This is a genomic window from Novosphingobium pokkalii, from assembly GCF_014652855.1.
Lineage (GTDB): Bacteria > Pseudomonadota > Alphaproteobacteria > Sphingomonadales > Sphingomonadaceae > Novosphingobium > Novosphingobium pokkalii.
Genome location: NZ_BMZP01000019.1, coordinates 59124 through 74270 on the forward strand (window position 1 = coordinate 59124; position 15147 = coordinate 74270).

At 67.5% G+C, this 15147-nt stretch carries 13 protein-coding genes; 4 read left to right on the forward strand and 9 right to left on the reverse strand.

The window, feature by feature from the left end; genetic code table 11:
* Nucleotides 1-4: 4 nt before the first annotated feature.
* The gene (locus tag IE191_RS17075) at nucleotides 5-2170 is read right to left on the reverse strand and encodes a putative bifunctional diguanylate cyclase/phosphodiesterase (protein WP_191325590.1); all 2166 of its coding nucleotides are present in this window, start codon (nucleotides 2168-2170) and stop codon (nucleotides 5-7) included.
* Between the two features lie 319 nt (nucleotides 2171-2489).
* On the opposite strand from IE191_RS17075, the gene IE191_RS17080 reads away from it, so the two are divergent.
* The 3 genes from IE191_RS17080 (at nucleotide 2490) to IE191_RS17090 (ending at nucleotide 4919) form a co-directional block, all read left to right on the forward strand.
* Nucleotides 2490-3704, forward strand: a complete 1215-nt coding sequence (locus IE191_RS17080) for a toxic anion resistance protein (protein WP_191325591.1) — start codon at nucleotides 2490-2492, stop codon at nucleotides 3702-3704.
* A 157-nt stretch (nucleotides 3705-3861) separates the two neighbouring features.
* Nucleotides 3862-4614 carry a hypothetical protein gene (locus IE191_RS17085; protein ID WP_191325592.1) on the forward strand — a complete coding sequence of 251 codons (753 nt, stop codon included), beginning with the start codon at nucleotides 3862-3864 and terminating at the stop codon, nucleotides 4612-4614.
* Nucleotides 4614-4919 carry a polyhydroxyalkanoic acid system family protein gene (locus IE191_RS17090; RefSeq protein ID WP_191325593.1) on the forward strand — a complete coding sequence of 102 codons (306 nt, stop codon included), beginning with the start codon at nucleotides 4614-4616 and terminating at the stop codon, nucleotides 4917-4919. The genes IE191_RS17085 and IE191_RS17090 overlap by 1 nt, the downstream gene beginning before the upstream one ends.
* Before the next feature lie 5 nt (nucleotides 4920-4924).
* On the opposite strand, the gene IE191_RS17095 is transcribed toward IE191_RS17090, so the two are convergent.
* The 4 genes from IE191_RS17095 to IE191_RS17110 form a co-directional block, all read right to left on the reverse strand.
* Nucleotides 4925-5404 (reverse strand): DUF2721 domain-containing protein, encoded by a 480-nt coding sequence (locus IE191_RS17095; RefSeq protein ID WP_229815556.1) that lies wholly within the window; start codon nucleotides 5402-5404, stop codon nucleotides 4925-4927.
* A 10-nt stretch (nucleotides 5405-5414) separates the two neighbouring features.
* A complete protein-coding gene (locus IE191_RS17100) occupies nucleotides 5415-6692 on the reverse strand; it encodes a glycoside hydrolase family 130 protein (RefSeq protein WP_191325616.1) in 1278 nt (425 codons plus the stop codon).
* A complete protein-coding gene (locus IE191_RS17105; protein ID WP_308432934.1) occupies nucleotides 6679-9111 on the reverse strand; it encodes a glycosyltransferase family 4 protein in 2433 nt (810 codons plus the stop codon). Before IE191_RS17105 ends, IE191_RS17100 begins: the two co-directional genes overlap by 14 nt.
* Nucleotides 9112-9335: 224 nt before the next feature.
* Nucleotides 9336-10109 carry a TonB family protein gene (locus tag IE191_RS17110; RefSeq protein ID WP_191325596.1) on the reverse strand — a complete coding sequence of 258 codons (774 nt, stop codon included), beginning with the start codon at nucleotides 10107-10109 and terminating at the stop codon, nucleotides 9336-9338.
* A gap of 222 nt (nucleotides 10110-10331) precedes the next feature.
* Here IE191_RS17110 and IE191_RS17115 point away from each other — a divergent pair, with 222 nt between their 5' ends.
* Nucleotides 10332-10673 carry a response regulator gene (locus IE191_RS17115; RefSeq protein ID WP_191325597.1) on the forward strand — a complete coding sequence of 114 codons (342 nt, stop codon included), beginning with the start codon at nucleotides 10332-10334 and terminating at the stop codon, nucleotides 10671-10673.
* 10 nt (nucleotides 10674-10683) lie between these two features.
* Here IE191_RS17115 and fdhD read toward each other — a convergent pair whose 3' ends face one another.
* The 4 genes from fdhD to mobA are packed head-to-tail and all read right to left on the reverse strand — an operon-like array spanning nucleotide 10684 to nucleotide 15127.
* Nucleotides 10684-11487 (reverse strand): formate dehydrogenase accessory sulfurtransferase FdhD, encoded by an 804-nt coding sequence (gene fdhD, locus IE191_RS17120; RefSeq protein ID WP_191325598.1) that lies wholly within the window; start codon nucleotides 11485-11487, stop codon nucleotides 10684-10686.
* Nucleotides 11477-11755 (reverse strand): formate dehydrogenase subunit delta, encoded by a 279-nt coding sequence (locus IE191_RS17125; protein ID WP_191325599.1) that lies wholly within the window; start codon nucleotides 11753-11755, stop codon nucleotides 11477-11479. The genes fdhD and IE191_RS17125 overlap by 11 nt, the downstream gene beginning before the upstream one ends.
* Nucleotides 11752-14604 (reverse strand): formate dehydrogenase subunit alpha, encoded by a 2853-nt coding sequence (gene fdhF, locus IE191_RS17130; RefSeq protein WP_191325600.1) that lies wholly within the window; start codon nucleotides 14602-14604, stop codon nucleotides 11752-11754. Before fdhF ends, IE191_RS17125 begins: the two co-directional genes overlap by 4 nt.
* On the reverse strand, nucleotides 14594-15127 hold the full coding sequence (gene mobA, locus IE191_RS17135; RefSeq protein ID WP_191325601.1) for a molybdenum cofactor guanylyltransferase: 534 nt from the start codon (nucleotides 15125-15127) through the stop codon (nucleotides 14594-14596). Before mobA ends, fdhF begins: the two co-directional genes overlap by 11 nt.
* Nucleotides 15128-15147: the final 20 nt, after the last annotated feature.

Consider the following 15147-nt stretch of genomic DNA (forward strand, 5'->3'; position numbering starts at 1 on the left):
CGGCTCAGGCGACCTCGGCCACCCCATCTCCATCCCGTTCCTCGTCGAGCGGCAGATGCTCGCGCCGGCGGGGATGGTCGAGCAGGAAGCCCTGGACCTGGGTGCAGCCCACCGAGCGCAGGAAGGCAAGCTGCGCCGGCGTCTCCACCCCTTCGGCCAGGATCGGCACCTGCAAGGATTCGCCGATGGTGATGATCGCCTTGAGCAGCATGCGCCCCTTGGGTTCGACATCGTAAGTCGTCACGAACGAGCGATCGATCTTGATCTTGTCGATCGGGAACAGGTTGATCGCCTCCAGCGAGGAATAGCCCACCCCGAAATCATCCACCGCGATCTGCACGCCCAGCGCCTTGAGGCGCCGCATCGCATGCAGCGCGCGGTCGCGATGGGTGATCAGCGCGGTCTCGGTCAGTTCCAGTTCCAGCCGCGCCGGGGAAAGGCCGGTATCGACCAGGATCTGGTGCACCAGCCGGTCGAACCGGGGATCGCACAGTTGCACCGCCGAAACGTTGACCGCCACGCGCACCGGCTGTGGCTCGCGCGCGGCGAGCTGGCAGGCCTCGCGCAGCACGAAAGCGCCGATCGCGTCGATCAGCCCGGTTTCCTCGGCCAGGGGAATGAACACCGCCGGGCTGATCGCCCCGCGCTGCGGGTGGGTCCAGCGCGCCAGCGCTTCATAGCCGACCACAGCGCCGGTCATCGTGTCGTGCTGCGCCTGGTAGTGCACCTGGATTTCGCCGCGCGTCAGCGCCTGGGCGAGATCGTCGAGCAGGGCGACGCGGGTGCGCGAAGGTTCGTCCATGCGCGAATCATAGCGCGCGTGGGGCACGTGCGGATCGGCCTTGGCCCGGCGCATCGCCAGGTCCGCGTTGCCCATCAGCTCGTCGACGCAGGCGCCGTCCTCGGGCGCCAGGGCATAGCCGATGCTGCCCCCCGTGCCGATCACCATGTCGCCATCGTGCAGCGGCGTAGCCAGCGCGCGCCGCAGCCGGGCGAGAAATTCCTCGATCTCGGCCGGGCCGGCAACCAGGCGGCAGGCGGCGAATTCATCGCCATGCAGCCGCGCGACATGCTCACCGGGCAGCAAGGCCTGGCGCAGCGCACGGGCCAGCGTGCACAACACCGCGTCGCCCGCCTCGCGCCCGTGGCGATCATTGATCGCCTTGAACCGCACGAGGTCGATCATCACGCACAGCGTGGCCGGAAGCGGTTCCGCCCGCGCCCGTGCGCTGCCCGCCTCGACCAGAAGCTGGCGCAGCCGTTCGGCAAAGGCGGCGCGGTTGGGCAGGCCGGTGAGGGCATCGTGGGTGGCCAGGAACGCATTGTATTCGGCCAGCGCGCGCTTTTGCACCAAGGCCTGGCGGAACTGTTCCAACGCGCTGCCGATGCGGCCGAATTCGTGGCTGGTGTGCAATCCCTCGATCGGGCGATCGATATGGCCATGGGCCATGCGCAGGGCCAGCCGCTCCACTCGGCGCAGCGGACGCAACAGCGCGCGACGCAGCCACAGCGCCAGCGCCAGCAGCGCCGCCAGCGCCACGCAGACCAGCCAGATCACCTCGCGCAGGAATGCGGCGCGCCAGCGCGCCCGGTCGGCCACCATGCTCACTTGCGCGCTGTAGAGCCCGATCACCTGCCCCTTGCGCGCCGCACCCGGCCCGGCGGTGTGACAGGCCACGCAGCGGCGGTCGGCGGCGATGCCCTCTCCCAGAATCACCGGGCGAACCAGGCGCACCGAGGTGCCGACCACTTCGACCAGATCGCGGCGGGCGGCAATGGCGGAGTGGTCCAGCCGGTCTTGCGGCAGTTCCATCGTGCCGGCGCCCCGGCGCGATTGCCAGTATAGCGTCTGCGGGCTCATCGCCATCCACACGCGCACGTCGCGGGTGTCGTGCGAATAGGCTGCCAGCGTGGCATCGAATGCCCGCGTGGCACCATCGTCATCACCCAGAGAGCGGCGGTTGAGCATCGATTGCACATGCAGCGTGGCCAGCAGGTCCAGCGCGCTGTGCCCGCGATGGACTGCCGCCTCGCGGATATAGCGATCGGCGCGCACCACCGAGAAGACCACGCTGGACAACAACATCGCGAGCAGGATCAGCGCCACGCCGGCCAACACGCCGCCGGCAAGCGAGCCGGGAGGCCTGGCGCGGGCATCGGCCCCTGTCATTTCCCTTAGCACAATCCCCGGCATCGCAAGGCAACCCCCTGCGCCCTGCCGGCATGGTTGCCGTGGCCGGGTGCCCGAAGGCCGGCACGCAAGGCGATCGGGCTGCTCTATCGCCCAGGCTTTCACGTTGGCTTGCCAGCGCTTTCCGCAGCGGTGCGGAGGGCGGCAGAGGCCCGGCGTTAACCCTGCCTGGCGCGTCGCCGGGCGAAACCGGTGGACCGTTCATCCGATAGCGGCTTGCACCGCGGCCGGGCCGGGGCCATCTTTCCAGCGCGGCAGCGCTTTTCCAGCCGCCGCAGACGCAAGACAGGATCGCTTCATGGCCTCGACCTCTTCCGCTTCGCTCGCAGACCAGGCGCCCGGCATCACGCTGACGCCGCCCGATCCCGTGCCGGTGGTGGCGCCGCAGCAGGCCGCTGGCCTCGTCCCCGTGGCCGAGGAAACACGCGGCAAGCTGGAAGCCAAGGCCGATGCCTTCCTCGCCGAACTACTGGCGCAGGATGCGGCCAGCCCCGAGTTCGGCAAGCGGGTGGACCAGTTGACCGCGATGGGCCGCAAGGAAATCGCCCAGGCGGCGGGCATGTCGAACCGCTTCCTTGATCGCCCCATTCGGGCGATGGACAAGGATTCGGGCGTGGGCGCCGATCTGGCGCAGTTGCGCCGCACGATCGAAGACCTCGATCCCGCGCGCAAGGGCGCGCTCTCCGGCCCGCGCAAGATCCTGGGCATCATCCCCTTCGGCAACAGCATGAAGAAGTATTTCGACGGCTATGTCTCGGCCCAGGGGCACATCAAGGCGATCCTCGAGCGGCTGGCCGCCGGCAAGTACGAACTGCTGATGGACAATGCCGCGATCGACGTGGAGCGGCAGAAGCTGTGGGACGCGATGGGCCAGCTCGAGCAGATGATCACCATCGCCCGCCTGCTCGACACCAAGCTGGAAGATGCCGCCGCCGATCTTGACCACAGCGACCCGGCCAAGGCCAAGGCGATCCGCGAGAGCGCGCTGTTCTATACCCGCCAGCGCCTGCAGGATCTGCTCACGCAGATGGCGGTGACGGTGCAGGGCTACCTCGCGCTCGACCTGGTCAAGAAGAACAACGTGGAACTGGTCAAGGGCGTCGATCGCGCCAGCACCACCACCGTGGCCGCGCTGCGCACCGCCGTGACCGTCGCCCAGGCCATGACCAACCAGCGCCTGGTGCTCGAACAGATCACCGCGCTCAACACCACCACGGCCAACATCATCGATTCCACCGGCAAGCTGCTGCGCGAACAGACCGGCCGCATCCACGAGATGGCCGCCTCCAGCACGATCCCGCTCGAAACCCTGCAACGCGCGTTCCAGAACATCTATGACACGATGGACACGATCGACACGTTCAAGCTCAAGGCGCTGGACGCAATGAAGCAGACCGTGGACACGCTTTCGGGCGAAGTGGAAAAGTCCAAGGGCTATATCGCCCGGGCCGAAGGCGCGGCCAAGAACACCACCCAGGCCAGCGCGCCCTCGCTGCTCAGCCTGGAGGGGTGATGCCTGCCACCCTCGTGCGGGATTTCCACCACCCCCAACCCCCTCCTCTGAAGAGGAGGGGGCTTTATGGCTCTCCGTGCTCCCCCTCCTCTTCAGAGGAGGGGGTCGGGGGGTGGTGGAAGCCAGGAACCGACATATCCGCAAGACAGGCCCAGTCATGACCACATCCCGATCCGACCAAATCCTGCGCGAGGCGCGCGCCAGCCTGGCGCATCAGCGAGCGGGGGGAAGGCGCCGCTCGATCGGCGCGCGCTCGGCCGAGATCAAGCGGCAGCACGTGGCGAAGAAAGCCGCGCGCATGGCCATGGCGGTGGGCGTGGTGCTGCTGGCGGCGATGGCGGTGGGGCTGGTGATCGATGGCATCGGCCTGCTCGGCCTGCTGCTCACCGTGCTGGCGGTGATCGGCGTGCTGGGCTTCTTTGCCACGTATCCCCGGCTCAAGGTGCCGGACCTGGCCACCATCAACCGGGGTGACGTGCGCACCATGGTGGGCCGGACGCAATTGTGGCTGGAAGCGCAGGCCCCTGCCCTGCCCGCCCCGGCGGTGCGGCTGGTGGACCAGATCGGCGCGCAGCTCGACGGGCTGGGCGTGCAGCTCGAAGGGATCGACACCGGCCAGCCGGCCGTGGCCGAAGTGCGCAGCCTGGTGGGCGAACACCTGCCCGGCATGGTCGAAGCCTGGCGGCGCATCCCCGCGCACCTGCGGCAGGAACAGCGCGGTGGCCGCAACGCCGATCAGCAACTGGCCGATGGCCTGGCCAAGATCAGCGGAGAGATCGACCAGATCACCCGCCAGCTTGCCGCCGGAGACATCGATGCCCTGGCCATTCGTGGCCGCTATCTTGACTATCGCTATGGCGATGCGCTGGAAGGCGCGCCCGAACTGGCCCCGCCCGTGGAGAAGAAGTGATGCGCATTGCCCTGCCCCATTCCCTTGGCAAGGATGAAGTCCGTACCCGCCTGAAAAGCCGCCTGGGCGATGCATCGGGCAAGGCGAGCGAATTGATCGGCGGCATGGCGCAGGTCGAGACACAGTGGATCGACGATGATCACCTGACCATGACGGTCTCGGCCATGGGCTTTACCATTCCCAGCCAGGTCACGCTGGAAGAGAGCCAGGTGCTGTTCGACGTGGAAGTGCCCGCCGGCCTTGGCTTTGCGCGGGGCATGATCGAAAGCATGATCCGCGAAAAGGGTGAGAAACTGCTCGCCTGAACCTCTTACAAATCCTTCCGTTCCAGCTCCAGGAACTCGGGCGGCAGGCGCAGCGTGCTGGCCACCATCCGGGTTTCGAGCAGGAGATAGATCAGCGCGATCATCAGCAGCGCGATCGACAGGAAGAACGTGGTGGCGGTCACGTCGCCCAGATGGGCGATGCCGGTCATCTGGCTGAAGAACAGCGAGCCAACCGTCACCCCGATGCCCAGGCCCGACAGCACCAGCAACAGCAGGGCGCGGCCGATCAACTGGATGCGCCGGTCGACATAGCGCATTTCCACCACCACCGCGTCGTGCGCCGCGCCGGTGGTTTCGGCGTGCAGCACCTGGAGATGGCGCGACCGGTCGACGATCCGGCCCAGGCGCGTGGTGAGGATGTTCATGATGTTGCCGATCGCCACGAGCACGAACACCGGGGCAAGCGACAACTGGATGGTCTGGGCGATCATGCGGCTGTTCTTGCCGCGATGATCGCCCGCCACGCAAGCCTTCTCATTCCATCAGCTTGAGAATGTCGGCCACCTCGATCGTGGCAAAGCCCACCGCGCTGTCCGAAATTCCATAAGGCACCAGCAGGCTTTCCCCCACCATCAGCGCGCCGCAGGTATAGACCACGTTGGGCACGTAGCCATAGCGATCGGCATCGATCGCGGTGAGCAGCGGCACCTTGCTGCGGGCGATGACCTTGGCCGGATCGTCGCGATCGAGCAGCGCGCAGCCCAGCGCATACTTGCGCATCGCGCCCACCCCGTGGGTGAGCAGCAGCCAGCCATGCTCGGTCAGGATCGGGCTGCCGCAATTGCCGATCTGCACGAATTCCCATGGGAATTTCGGCTCCATCAGCAGCACGCCATCGTCGTCCCAGCAATCCAGCCGATCCGAGCGCAGCAGGAACAGGTTCTTGCCATCCTGCCGACCGACCATGGCATAGCCGCCATCGATCGCTTGCGGAAACAGCGCCATGCCCTTGTTGCGCCCGGCCCGGCCGAGAATCGGCTCCAGCCGGAAATGGCGGAAATCGCGGGTGCGCAGCAGTTCCGAGCGGATCGAGCTGCCGGAATAGGCGGTATAGGTGCCGATCCATTCGTAATCGCCGCCGCCATGATCGAAGCGCACCAGGCGCAGGTCTTCGAGCCCGCCGCGCTGCTGCTCCGTCACCGGAAAGATCACGCTGTTCGACAGGCTGCTTTCGGCGTGGCGATGCAGCATGACGGCCTGGTCCCCGGCCGGCGGCGCGGCGCTGTCGGGCAGCATGGCCGTGGCAAAGGCGCTTTGCGGCCAGAGCTGGAACGAGCCGTCCTCGTGCGCCAGCCCTTCGCGGAACACGATCGAGCTGATGTGCCCTTCGCCCACCGCGCGCAGGCTCATCACGAAACGCACCGCGCCATCCATCATGCCCGACTGGTCGGGATGGGGCACGATGGACGGATTCATCAGCGCAGCGGCGGCATAGGTGTATTCGTGGCAGAAATAGGCGCCGATCAGGCGGCGGCGCACCTGCGGGATGGCCGCGTCTTCCAGATCGAGTGCGTCGCGCACTTCGTCATAGCGTTCCTCGAACAGTTGCTCGGTCTGCCAGTGCCGCTCCTCGAAATCGTGGAGCACGCGGGCATATTCCTCGGCCGCTTCGGCCTCGCCCAGGGACAGCACGTCCTGCACCAGGCGCGCGGCGCGCGATCCCCCGCCGGCGCCGCCCTGCCAGCCCAGGTGAAAGGGCCGCAGCACGACGCGCGAGGGATCGGCATGAAGCCGTTGCTCAAGAATTCGCAAGCCGCTGTTGACCGACGACGGGCTGGCCGGCTTGAGGCTGGGATCTGTAGGCTCGGTCGCCAAGGACACTCCTTACCTTGCTGGATGGACCAAAGGGTTGCGCCAGGATCGGCTGCGGCGCAAGGGCAGCGGTTTCGCTGCCAACGCGCGGCCCCGCAGCGCGTTCCAGCCCGGCCAGGGCATAGTGCGCCAACTGGAACGCCAGGATCGATTCGGCCCCGCAATTGGCATTGACCCCGCGCGGTGTGATGCCGTCGCGGCAGCGCCCGGTGACCAGGTCGCCCAGCGCCACGCCGCGGTCGTTGGCGCCCAGGAACCAGCGATAGGCCGCCTGGGCATGGCTGCGCCACAGCGCACGAGACGCCGTATCGCCATGATCCATGGCGGCCTGCGCATGCCATGCCGCGGCACAGGCTTCCACCGCCGCCCAGGCTTCCAGCGGCTGCTGGTCAAACGGCTTGGCTTCATAGGACACGGCATGGGGCTGGGTGAAGGTTTCCGAACCGATCGCACGGAACTGACCTGTGGCGGTGGTCTGTTGCGACACGATGAACCGCAGCGCTTCCAGCCCGCTTTCCAGCCAGTCTGCCCGGTTCATGAGATGGCCTGCGCGGATCAGTGCTTCGGGCAGGCGTGGATTGTCATAGCCGAGCATGGCCTCGAACCAGGCCCAGTCCGGCCGGCGCCCCTGCGCCAGCAGCGCATGGAGCAGCGCGCCGCCCCGCTCGACCAGTTCGCGGCTGGGGCGGTGATCGGGCTCCACCGCCAACACATGCGCCGCCCCGAGCATGGCAAAGGCCATGCTGCGTGGATATTCCACCGCGCTGAGCGGGCCGAGCACCACGTCATACCACTGGCGCGCCCAGGCCTTGAGCCCGGCGTCGGGTGCATGGGCCACGGCATGGCCCAGCACCCAGAGCGCGCGACCATTGCTGTCTTCCGAGCCCACATCCTCGCACCACGAACGATCGAATGCCATGAAGTTGCGGAAACGGCCGGCTTCCGGGTTCCAGGCATGCTGGATGAACGAGGCAAAGACCGTCGCCCAGCGCTGCCGCTCGGCCAGCGGCAGGCCATCGGCCACGCCCATCAGCATCAGCGCGCGCACATTGTCGTCCAGGCAATAGCCATGGCGCCGATCGGGCACCACGCCGATGCCGTGCTGGAGCATGCCGGTGCTGTCGCACATGGCCCAGACACCACTGGCGCCGGGCGTGGCGGTCAGCGGAATGTGCTGCGGCGCATCGGCCACCACGGTCTTGACCAGATCGGCGCAGCGTTCGGCAAAGCGCGGCCAGATGGTTTCGCGGCCTCGCGCATAGGCCCGGCGCTGCATGGCATCGAGCGCGGCCGGATCGCCGAGCAGGCCGTTGACCGCTTCGGCCAGGGCCGCAGCCGAGCGCGGCGGCACCAGCGCGCCGACGCCATCGGCCAGCAGTTCGCGCGCGTGCAGATAAGGCGTGGACACCACCGCCTTGCCCAGCGCGACGGCATAGCTGAGCGTGCCGGACGTGGATTGCTGGAGATTGGGGTAGGGCGTGAGATAGATGTCGCAGGCTTCGAGCTGGTCGAGCAGTTCGCTCGTTTCGAGGAAGCGATTGTCCCACAGCACGTGATCGGCCACACCCAGGTCGCGGGCCAGCGCCATCAGGCTGTCGCGATAGGCTTCGCCTTCGGCAGCGACCAGATTGGGGTGCGTGGCGCCGACGATGCGATAAACCGTGTCGGGATGGGCGGCCACGATCGCGGGCAGCGCCTCGATCGCGGTTTCCAGCCCCTTGCCCTGTCCCAGCAGGCCGAAGGTCATGATCACGTTCTTGCCGGCAAGGCCCGCGCGTGCCTTGAAATCGGCGTTGCGGCCAAACGGACGATCGGGCGCACCATGGGCGATGATCGTCACCCGCGCCGGCTCAACGCCGTAGACCTGCTCCAGCAGGTCGCGGCCATGCTCGCTCATCACCATCACGCCGCTGGCGCGATCCAGGATATGATCGAGCACGGCGCGCTGCTGGGCCGAGGGCTGCGCCAGCACGGTGTGCAGCGTGACGATGAGCGGCGCCGCGATACGGTCTACCAGTTCCAGCACCATGGCGCCGCAATCGCCGCCGAAGATGCCGTATTCGTGCTGAAGCCACACCGCATCGACGGCATCTTCATTGATACGCCGCGCTGCGATGCGGTAATCCTCGGGCTGGTCGGCGCGGATCACGCTGCGCGCCTCGGGATACGTCAGCGGCTCGGTCGGGCTGTCGATCACATGCAGATCGACCGAAAGCTCGGGATGGTGCAGCGCCAATTGCTCGAACACGTCGGTGGTGAACGTGGCAATGCCGCATTTGCGCGGCGCAAATCCGCCGATCAGCGCCAGGCGGCGAGCCGGCGCGCGGGCGCCCGCATCTGCGCCGAAGAAATCAAGCACGGCCCCTGCAACAGGGGTGGCGCGCCGCAAGGAAGTGGAAAGGTCGCGTGTCATCTGGCTGGCTCGCCCCGAATATGTCTGTTCGATGAACCAAACGATGCAAACCGGATAAAGTTGCATTGCACCACAACGTCATCCGATTGCGCGGCCGAGATTTTGTTGTCGATCGTCGGCGTTTCAAGGGGCGACCTGGCAAGAACGCGCGATCAGCCCTCTGGTGCCCGCTAAGGCGCCGATCCCGGTGCCCACCAGCGCTGCCGCCAGCCATAATCGGCCTCCACCGGCTGCCCCTGCGCATCGAGCGCAGGGCGGAAGCGGAAGCGCTGCAGGGCCAGGCGGCAAGTGATCGTGTCGGCCTCGTCGTTGCCGCTGGGCTGCTGGATGCGGCAGCCCACGGGCCTGCCCTGCGTGTCCACCCTCAGCACGATCACCACCTGGCGACCAGCGCGATCGGCGCGGCCGGCGGCGGGATAATCGCGCGTCGCGGTGATATCTCCGGCAATCTTGGTCACGCGCTGGGCCGGGCCGGCGCCTGCACCGTTGCCGCCAGCGCCGCTGCCTGTGCCGTCCCCTGCCACGCCGCCGCCGTTGCCGGTTCCGCTCGCTCCGGCACCAGACCGGGTCGCCTCGCCCGGACCGGCAACCGGCGCCGCCTGGAGCGCCGGCAGAACGATGCGCGGCGGCGGAGCCATGATCGCCTTGGGCCGGGCCTTGCGCCCCATCGCGCCGGTTGCACCGGCCGGCGTGTGGCTGGCGGGTGGTGGCGGCGTCGGCCGGGCGGACGCCGTGTGGCTGGGCGCCGGTTCGGGCGCGCTCAGCAGGACCAGCGCCGAATGGGGCAGTGGCAGCGCCGCTATGCCGCCCGCCAAGCCGCGCACCAGCGCGATGATCACGCCCAGGTGCAGCAACGCCACCACGCCACACACGGCCAGGTTGCGGCGCCAGCGGGCATCGCCTGGGCGGCGCATGGAATAGGGGCGAATCGCGGACGAGGCCATGGCGCTGGCATAATCCCTGGGCTTCGATCCGGGTTCCCGGCGGCACGATCCGGGCAAAAAATCAGCCAAAGCGTTGCCCGAAGGGGATGGACCCCCACAAACCCGCGCATTTCGTATCATCCGCAGTTTCGCGCCTCCCTCATATGCGGTAGGGTTTTGCCTCGTCGGTGGTCTGCCGGGCTCTGTGCCCGGACTGCGACAGGCGCCGCAAGGAATGATCTCATGCGAATTCTGGTTGTCGAGGACGAGCCCCTGCTCGCAATGCTGCTGGAGGAAAACCTGGCAGACCTCGGCCATGATACAGTGACGGCCGTAGCCACAGTGGACCAGGCGCTTTCCGCGCTGGACGAAGGCCCGGTCGATGCTGCGCTGCTCGATTTCTCGCTGGGCAGCGACACCACTTCTGTGCCGGTTGCCCTGCGCCTGCGCGAGGAAGGCACGCCGTTCTTCTATCTCTCGGGCCACGCCTCGTTCGATCCCGATGCCGGCGCGCCCGAAGCGCCGATGCTGCCCAAGCCGGTCAGCCTCGATGCGCTGCGCGAGGCGCTGTCGACGCTCAACTGAGCAAATTGAACTAAATCGTTCCGTTTTCCAGAAAGCTGTCGTCGCGGGCCAGGCTGACCAGCCGCAGGCCGTGTGCGCTGGCGCGTTCCGCCGCCAGGGTGGATGCGGCCGAAACCGTGACCAGCAGCGGAACCCCGGCAATCACTGCCTTCTGCACCAGTTCATAGCTGCACCGCGCCGTCAGCACGACAAAGCCGCCGGCCGGATCGTGCCCGGCCCGCGCCAGGGTGCCCACCAGCTTGTCGAAGGCATTGTGGCGCCCGACGTCTTCGCGCAGCGCCACGATCGTGCCATCGGCCGTGCAGAACGCAGCGGCATGGGCGGCGCGGGTGGCGCGGCCCAGTGCCTGGTGATCGGCCAGGGCGGCGGTGGCCCGAAAGATTGCCGCATCGTCCACCGCCAGGGCAGCGCGGATCGGCGGCAGCGGGCGCAAAACCTGTTCCAGGCTTTCGATCCCGCACAGCCCGCACGATCCTTCGGACAGGCGCAGGCGCGCCCGCTCCAGCAGCGGTGCCGCGTCGGTGGTGGCCAGGGTGATGCGCAGTATCCAGCCCTTGCCCGCCACTTCCGCCGCTTGGGCAGCGACGAAGCCAGATGGATCGGCAATCAGTTGCTCGGCCAGGCAGAAGCCCAGGGCATAGTCTTCCAGATCGGTGGGCGTGGCCATCATCACGGCATAGCCCAGGCCATTGATCTCGATCGCCACCGGCGCTTCGACCGCCAGGGCGCGGCCACGCGGCGCAGGCGGGCGGCCATCGGCAAAGTGCTCGACGAAATCGTGCGCGACTGCGCCCGCTGGCAGGTCAGCCGGCATCGGCACCCTGGTGCGCCGGATCGGTCGCGCGGGTCTGCGGCGGGGGGGCATGGCCTGCGGCCAGTTCCGCCAGAGCGGTGCGCGCCACCGGGTCCAGTTCGCCGTCGCCATGCACGGCGAGATGGGCAAAGAGCTGCCGCAGCATCGCCGTGGTCCAGAACGCGCGCAGATGATCGGCCAGGGCGGCGGCGGGATGCGGCTCGAACTTGAGGTTCCGCGCGATCTGGTTGGCCATATAGACCAGCTTGGCTTCCGTCTTTCCGCTCATTCGGCAGGCTCCATCGCGCTGCCGGCAATGCGGCGGGCTTGGCGGGCCTGCGCGGCATAGTCTTCCTGCCATTCGCTCGGCCCGTTCGACGGGGTGATCTGCACCGCGGTGACCTTGTATTCCGGGCAGTTGGTTGCCCAATCGGAATAGTCGGTGGTCACCACGTTGGCCTGCGTCGCGGGGTGGTGGAACGTGGTGTAGACCACGCCCGGCGCCACGCGATCGGTCACCGTCGCGCGCAGCGTGGTTTCGCCCGAGCGACTGGCCAGGCGCACCCAGTCCCCGCTCTTGATCCCGCGATTTTCCGCATCGGTGGGGTGGATTTCCAGCAGGTCTTCGGCATGCCACACGCTGTTTTCGGTGCGCCGGGTCTGCGCGCCGACATTGTATTGCGACAGGATGCGCCCGGTGGTGAGCAAGAGCGGGAAACGCGGGCCGGTGCGCTCGTCGGTCGGCACATAGTCGGTCACCACGAACTTGCCCTTGCCGCGTACGAAACCATCGACATGCATGATCGGCGAGCCATCGGGCGCGGCATCGTTCACCGGCCATTGCAGCGAGCCTTCGGCATCGAGCCGGGCATAGTTCACCCCGGCAAAGCTGGGCGTGAGCCGCGCGATCTCGTCCATGATCTGGCTGGGGTGGGTGTAATTCCAATCCAGGCCCAGCGCGCGGGCCAGTTCCTGGGTCACTTCCCAGTCCTGATAGCCATTGAGCGGCTCCATGACCTTGCGCACCGGCTGGATGCGGCGTTCGGCATTGGTAAAGGTGCCGTCCTTTTCCAGGAACGAGGAGCCGGGCAGGAAGACGTGGGCATAGTTGGCGGTTTCGTTGAGGAACAGGTCATGCACGATGACGCAGTCCATCGCCGCCAGGCCCGCCGCGACATGCTTGGTATCCGGGTCTGACTGGAGGATGTCTTCGCCCTGGATATAGAGCCCCTTGAACAGCCCGTCGGTGGCGGCATCGAGCATGTTGGGAATGCGCAGGCCCGGTTCGGGATCGATCTTCACGCCCCATTCCGCCTCGAACAGCGCGCGGGTGGCGGCGTCGGACACATGGCGATAGCCCGAAAGCTCGTGCGGGAAGCTGCCCATGTCGCAGGCGCCCTGCACGTTGTTCTGCCCGCGCAGGGGGTTCACCCCCACGCCGCGCCGGCCGATGTTGCCGGTCGCCATGGCGAGGTTGGCAATCGCCATCACGGTGGACGAACCCTGGCTGTGCTCGGTCACGCCCAAGCCATAATAGATCGCGCCATTGCCGCCCGTGGCATAGAGCCGCGCCGCCCCGCGCACGAGATCGGCGCGAACGCCGGTGACGGGTTCAAGGAATTCGGGGCTGTTGCGCTCTTGTGAAACGAATTCGGCCCAGTGCTGGAACTCGTCCCAATCGCAGCGTTCGCGCACGAAGGCTTCGTTCACCAGGCCTTCGGTGACGATCACGTGGGCCAGCGCGGACAGTACCGCCACGTTGGTGCCGGGGCGCAGCGGCAGGTGGTAATCGGCCTCCACATGCGGGCTGCGCACCAGATCGGTGCGGCGCGGATCGATCACGATCAACTTCGCGCCCTGGCGCAGGCGCTTCTTCATGCGGCTGCCGAACACCGGATGGCCATCGGTGGGATTGGCGCCGATCACCAGGATCACGTCGCTCTCTTCCACCGAATCGAAATCCTGCGTGCCGGCCGAGGTGCCGAACGTGGTCTTAAGGCCATAGCCGGTGGGCGAATGGCACACGCGCGCGCAGGTATCGACGTTGTTGGTGCCGAACCCGGCGCGGACCAGCTTCTGCACGAGGAAGCCTTCCTCGTTGGTGCAGCGGCTGGACACGATGCCGCCCAGCGCATTGTTGCCGTGGGTGGCGGCAATCGCCTTGAAGCGGCTGGCGGCAAAGCCGAGCGCTTCTTCCCAGCTCACTGCGCGCCAGGGCTGATCGATGCTTTCGCGCACCATCGGCTTGAGAATGCGATCCTGGTGCTGGGCATAGCCCCAGGCGAAGCGGCCCTTGACGCAGGAATGGCCGCGATTGGCCTTGCCATCCTTCCACGGCACCATGCGAACCAGTTGCTCCCCGCGCATTTCCGCGCGGAACGTGCAGCCCACCCCGCAATAGGCGCAGGTGGTGACCACCGCGCGTTCAGGCTTGCCGATTTCGGTGACTGCCTTTTCCATCAGCGCCGAAGTGGGGCAGGCCTGGACACAGGCGCCGCACGAGACGCATTCCGACGAAAGGAAATCGTCGCTCTTCACGCCGGCGGAAATCTGCGAGCCGAAGCCGCGCCCTTCCACCGTCAGTGCCAAGGTGCCCTGCACTTCGTCGCAGGCGCGCACGCAGCGCGAACAGACGATGCACTTGGTCGCGTCGAAATCGAAATAGGGATTGCTGGCGTCGGTCGGCGCGGCGAGGTGATGGGCGCCTTCATAGCCATAGCGCACATCGCGCAGGCCAACAGCGGCGGCCTGGTCCTGAAGCTCGCAATCGTTGTTGGCGCTGCACGTGAGGCAGTCGAGCGGGTGATCGGAAATGTAGAGTTCCATCACCCCGCGCCGCAGCCTGGCGAGCTTTTCGGTCTGGGTGTGGACTTTCATGCCCTCGGTGACCGGCGTGGTGCACGAGGCCGGGGTGCCGCGCATCCCGTCGATTTCCACCAGGCACAGGCGGCATGAGCCGAACTGCTTGAGATTGTCGGTGGCGCAGAGCTTGGGGATCGATCCGCCCGCAACAGCCGCGGCGCGCATCACGGTGGTGCCGGCGGGCACGGTGACGGCGCGGCCATCGATTTCCAGGGTGACCTGCGTATCGCTGCGGACTTCGGGCGTGCCGAAATCGGCCTGGCGTTCATAGCCCATGGGCTTGCTCCTGCGCGGCGGCAAGGTCCGCCGGGGTGTTGATATTGTGGGGAATGCGGCTGAGCGCAACCGGTCGCGCGCCCGTGGCGGCAACAAAGGCCCGCAACGAATGCTTGCCCGTGCCGCCAAGCAGGGCATCGGCCACGGCGGCCGCGCTGGCAGGCCAAAGGCCGATCACCGGCTGGTTTTGGCAAAAGGCCGGCGCGGGGGACAGTTGCGCCACGAGATCGGCATCGAAGCCGAAGCTGTCCACCGCGGTGGTGAGCACGGCATCGAACCCGTGCCCGGCGGCATGATGCAGCGCGGCGGCTATCCCGCCCAGCGGCCCCATGCCGGCACGCGGCCGGTCGGGCAGGCACGGCACGGCGGCATCGTTGCGGCCGACCACGACCACGGCCTCGCACTGGCGCGCCAGCGTTTGCACCGCGCGGGACAAGAGGGTTTGCCCGGCGAGTTCGGCCAGAGCCTTGTCACTACCGAAACGGGTGGACTGGCCACCGGCAAGGACGGCGCCCAAGATCACGGGCGCACCCTGGCGCCAGG

What these genes read in the sequence shown, in the direction of transcription:
- IE191_RS17075 (WP_191325590.1), bottom strand. Translation starts at nt 2,170, where the DNA reads ATGACAGGGGCCGATGCCCGCGCCAGGCCTCCCGGCTCGCTTGCCGGC.
- IE191_RS17080 (WP_191325591.1), top strand. Translation starts at nt 2,490, where the DNA reads ATGGCCTCGACCTCTTCCGCTTCGCTCGCAGACCAGGCGCCCGGCATC.
- IE191_RS17085 (WP_191325592.1), top strand. Translation starts at nt 3,862, where the DNA reads ATGACCACATCCCGATCCGACCAAATCCTGCGCGAGGCGCGCGCCAGC.
- IE191_RS17090 (WP_191325593.1), top strand. Translation starts at nt 4,614, where the DNA reads ATGCGCATTGCCCTGCCCCATTCCCTTGGCAAGGATGAAGTCCGTACC.
- IE191_RS17110 (WP_191325596.1), bottom strand. Translation starts at nt 10,109, where the DNA reads ATGGCCTCGTCCGCGATTCGCCCCTATTCCATGCGCCGCCCAGGCGAT.
- IE191_RS17115 (WP_191325597.1), top strand. Translation starts at nt 10,332, where the DNA reads ATGCGAATTCTGGTTGTCGAGGACGAGCCCCTGCTCGCAATGCTGCTG.
- fdhD (WP_191325598.1), bottom strand. Translation starts at nt 11,487, where the DNA reads ATGCCGGCTGACCTGCCAGCGGGCGCAGTCGCGCACGATTTCGTCGAG.
- IE191_RS17125 (WP_191325599.1), bottom strand. Translation starts at nt 11,755, where the DNA reads ATGAGCGGAAAGACGGAAGCCAAGCTGGTCTATATGGCCAACCAGATC.
- fdhF (WP_191325600.1), bottom strand. Translation starts at nt 14,604, where the DNA reads ATGGGCTATGAACGCCAGGCCGATTTCGGCACGCCCGAAGTCCGCAGC.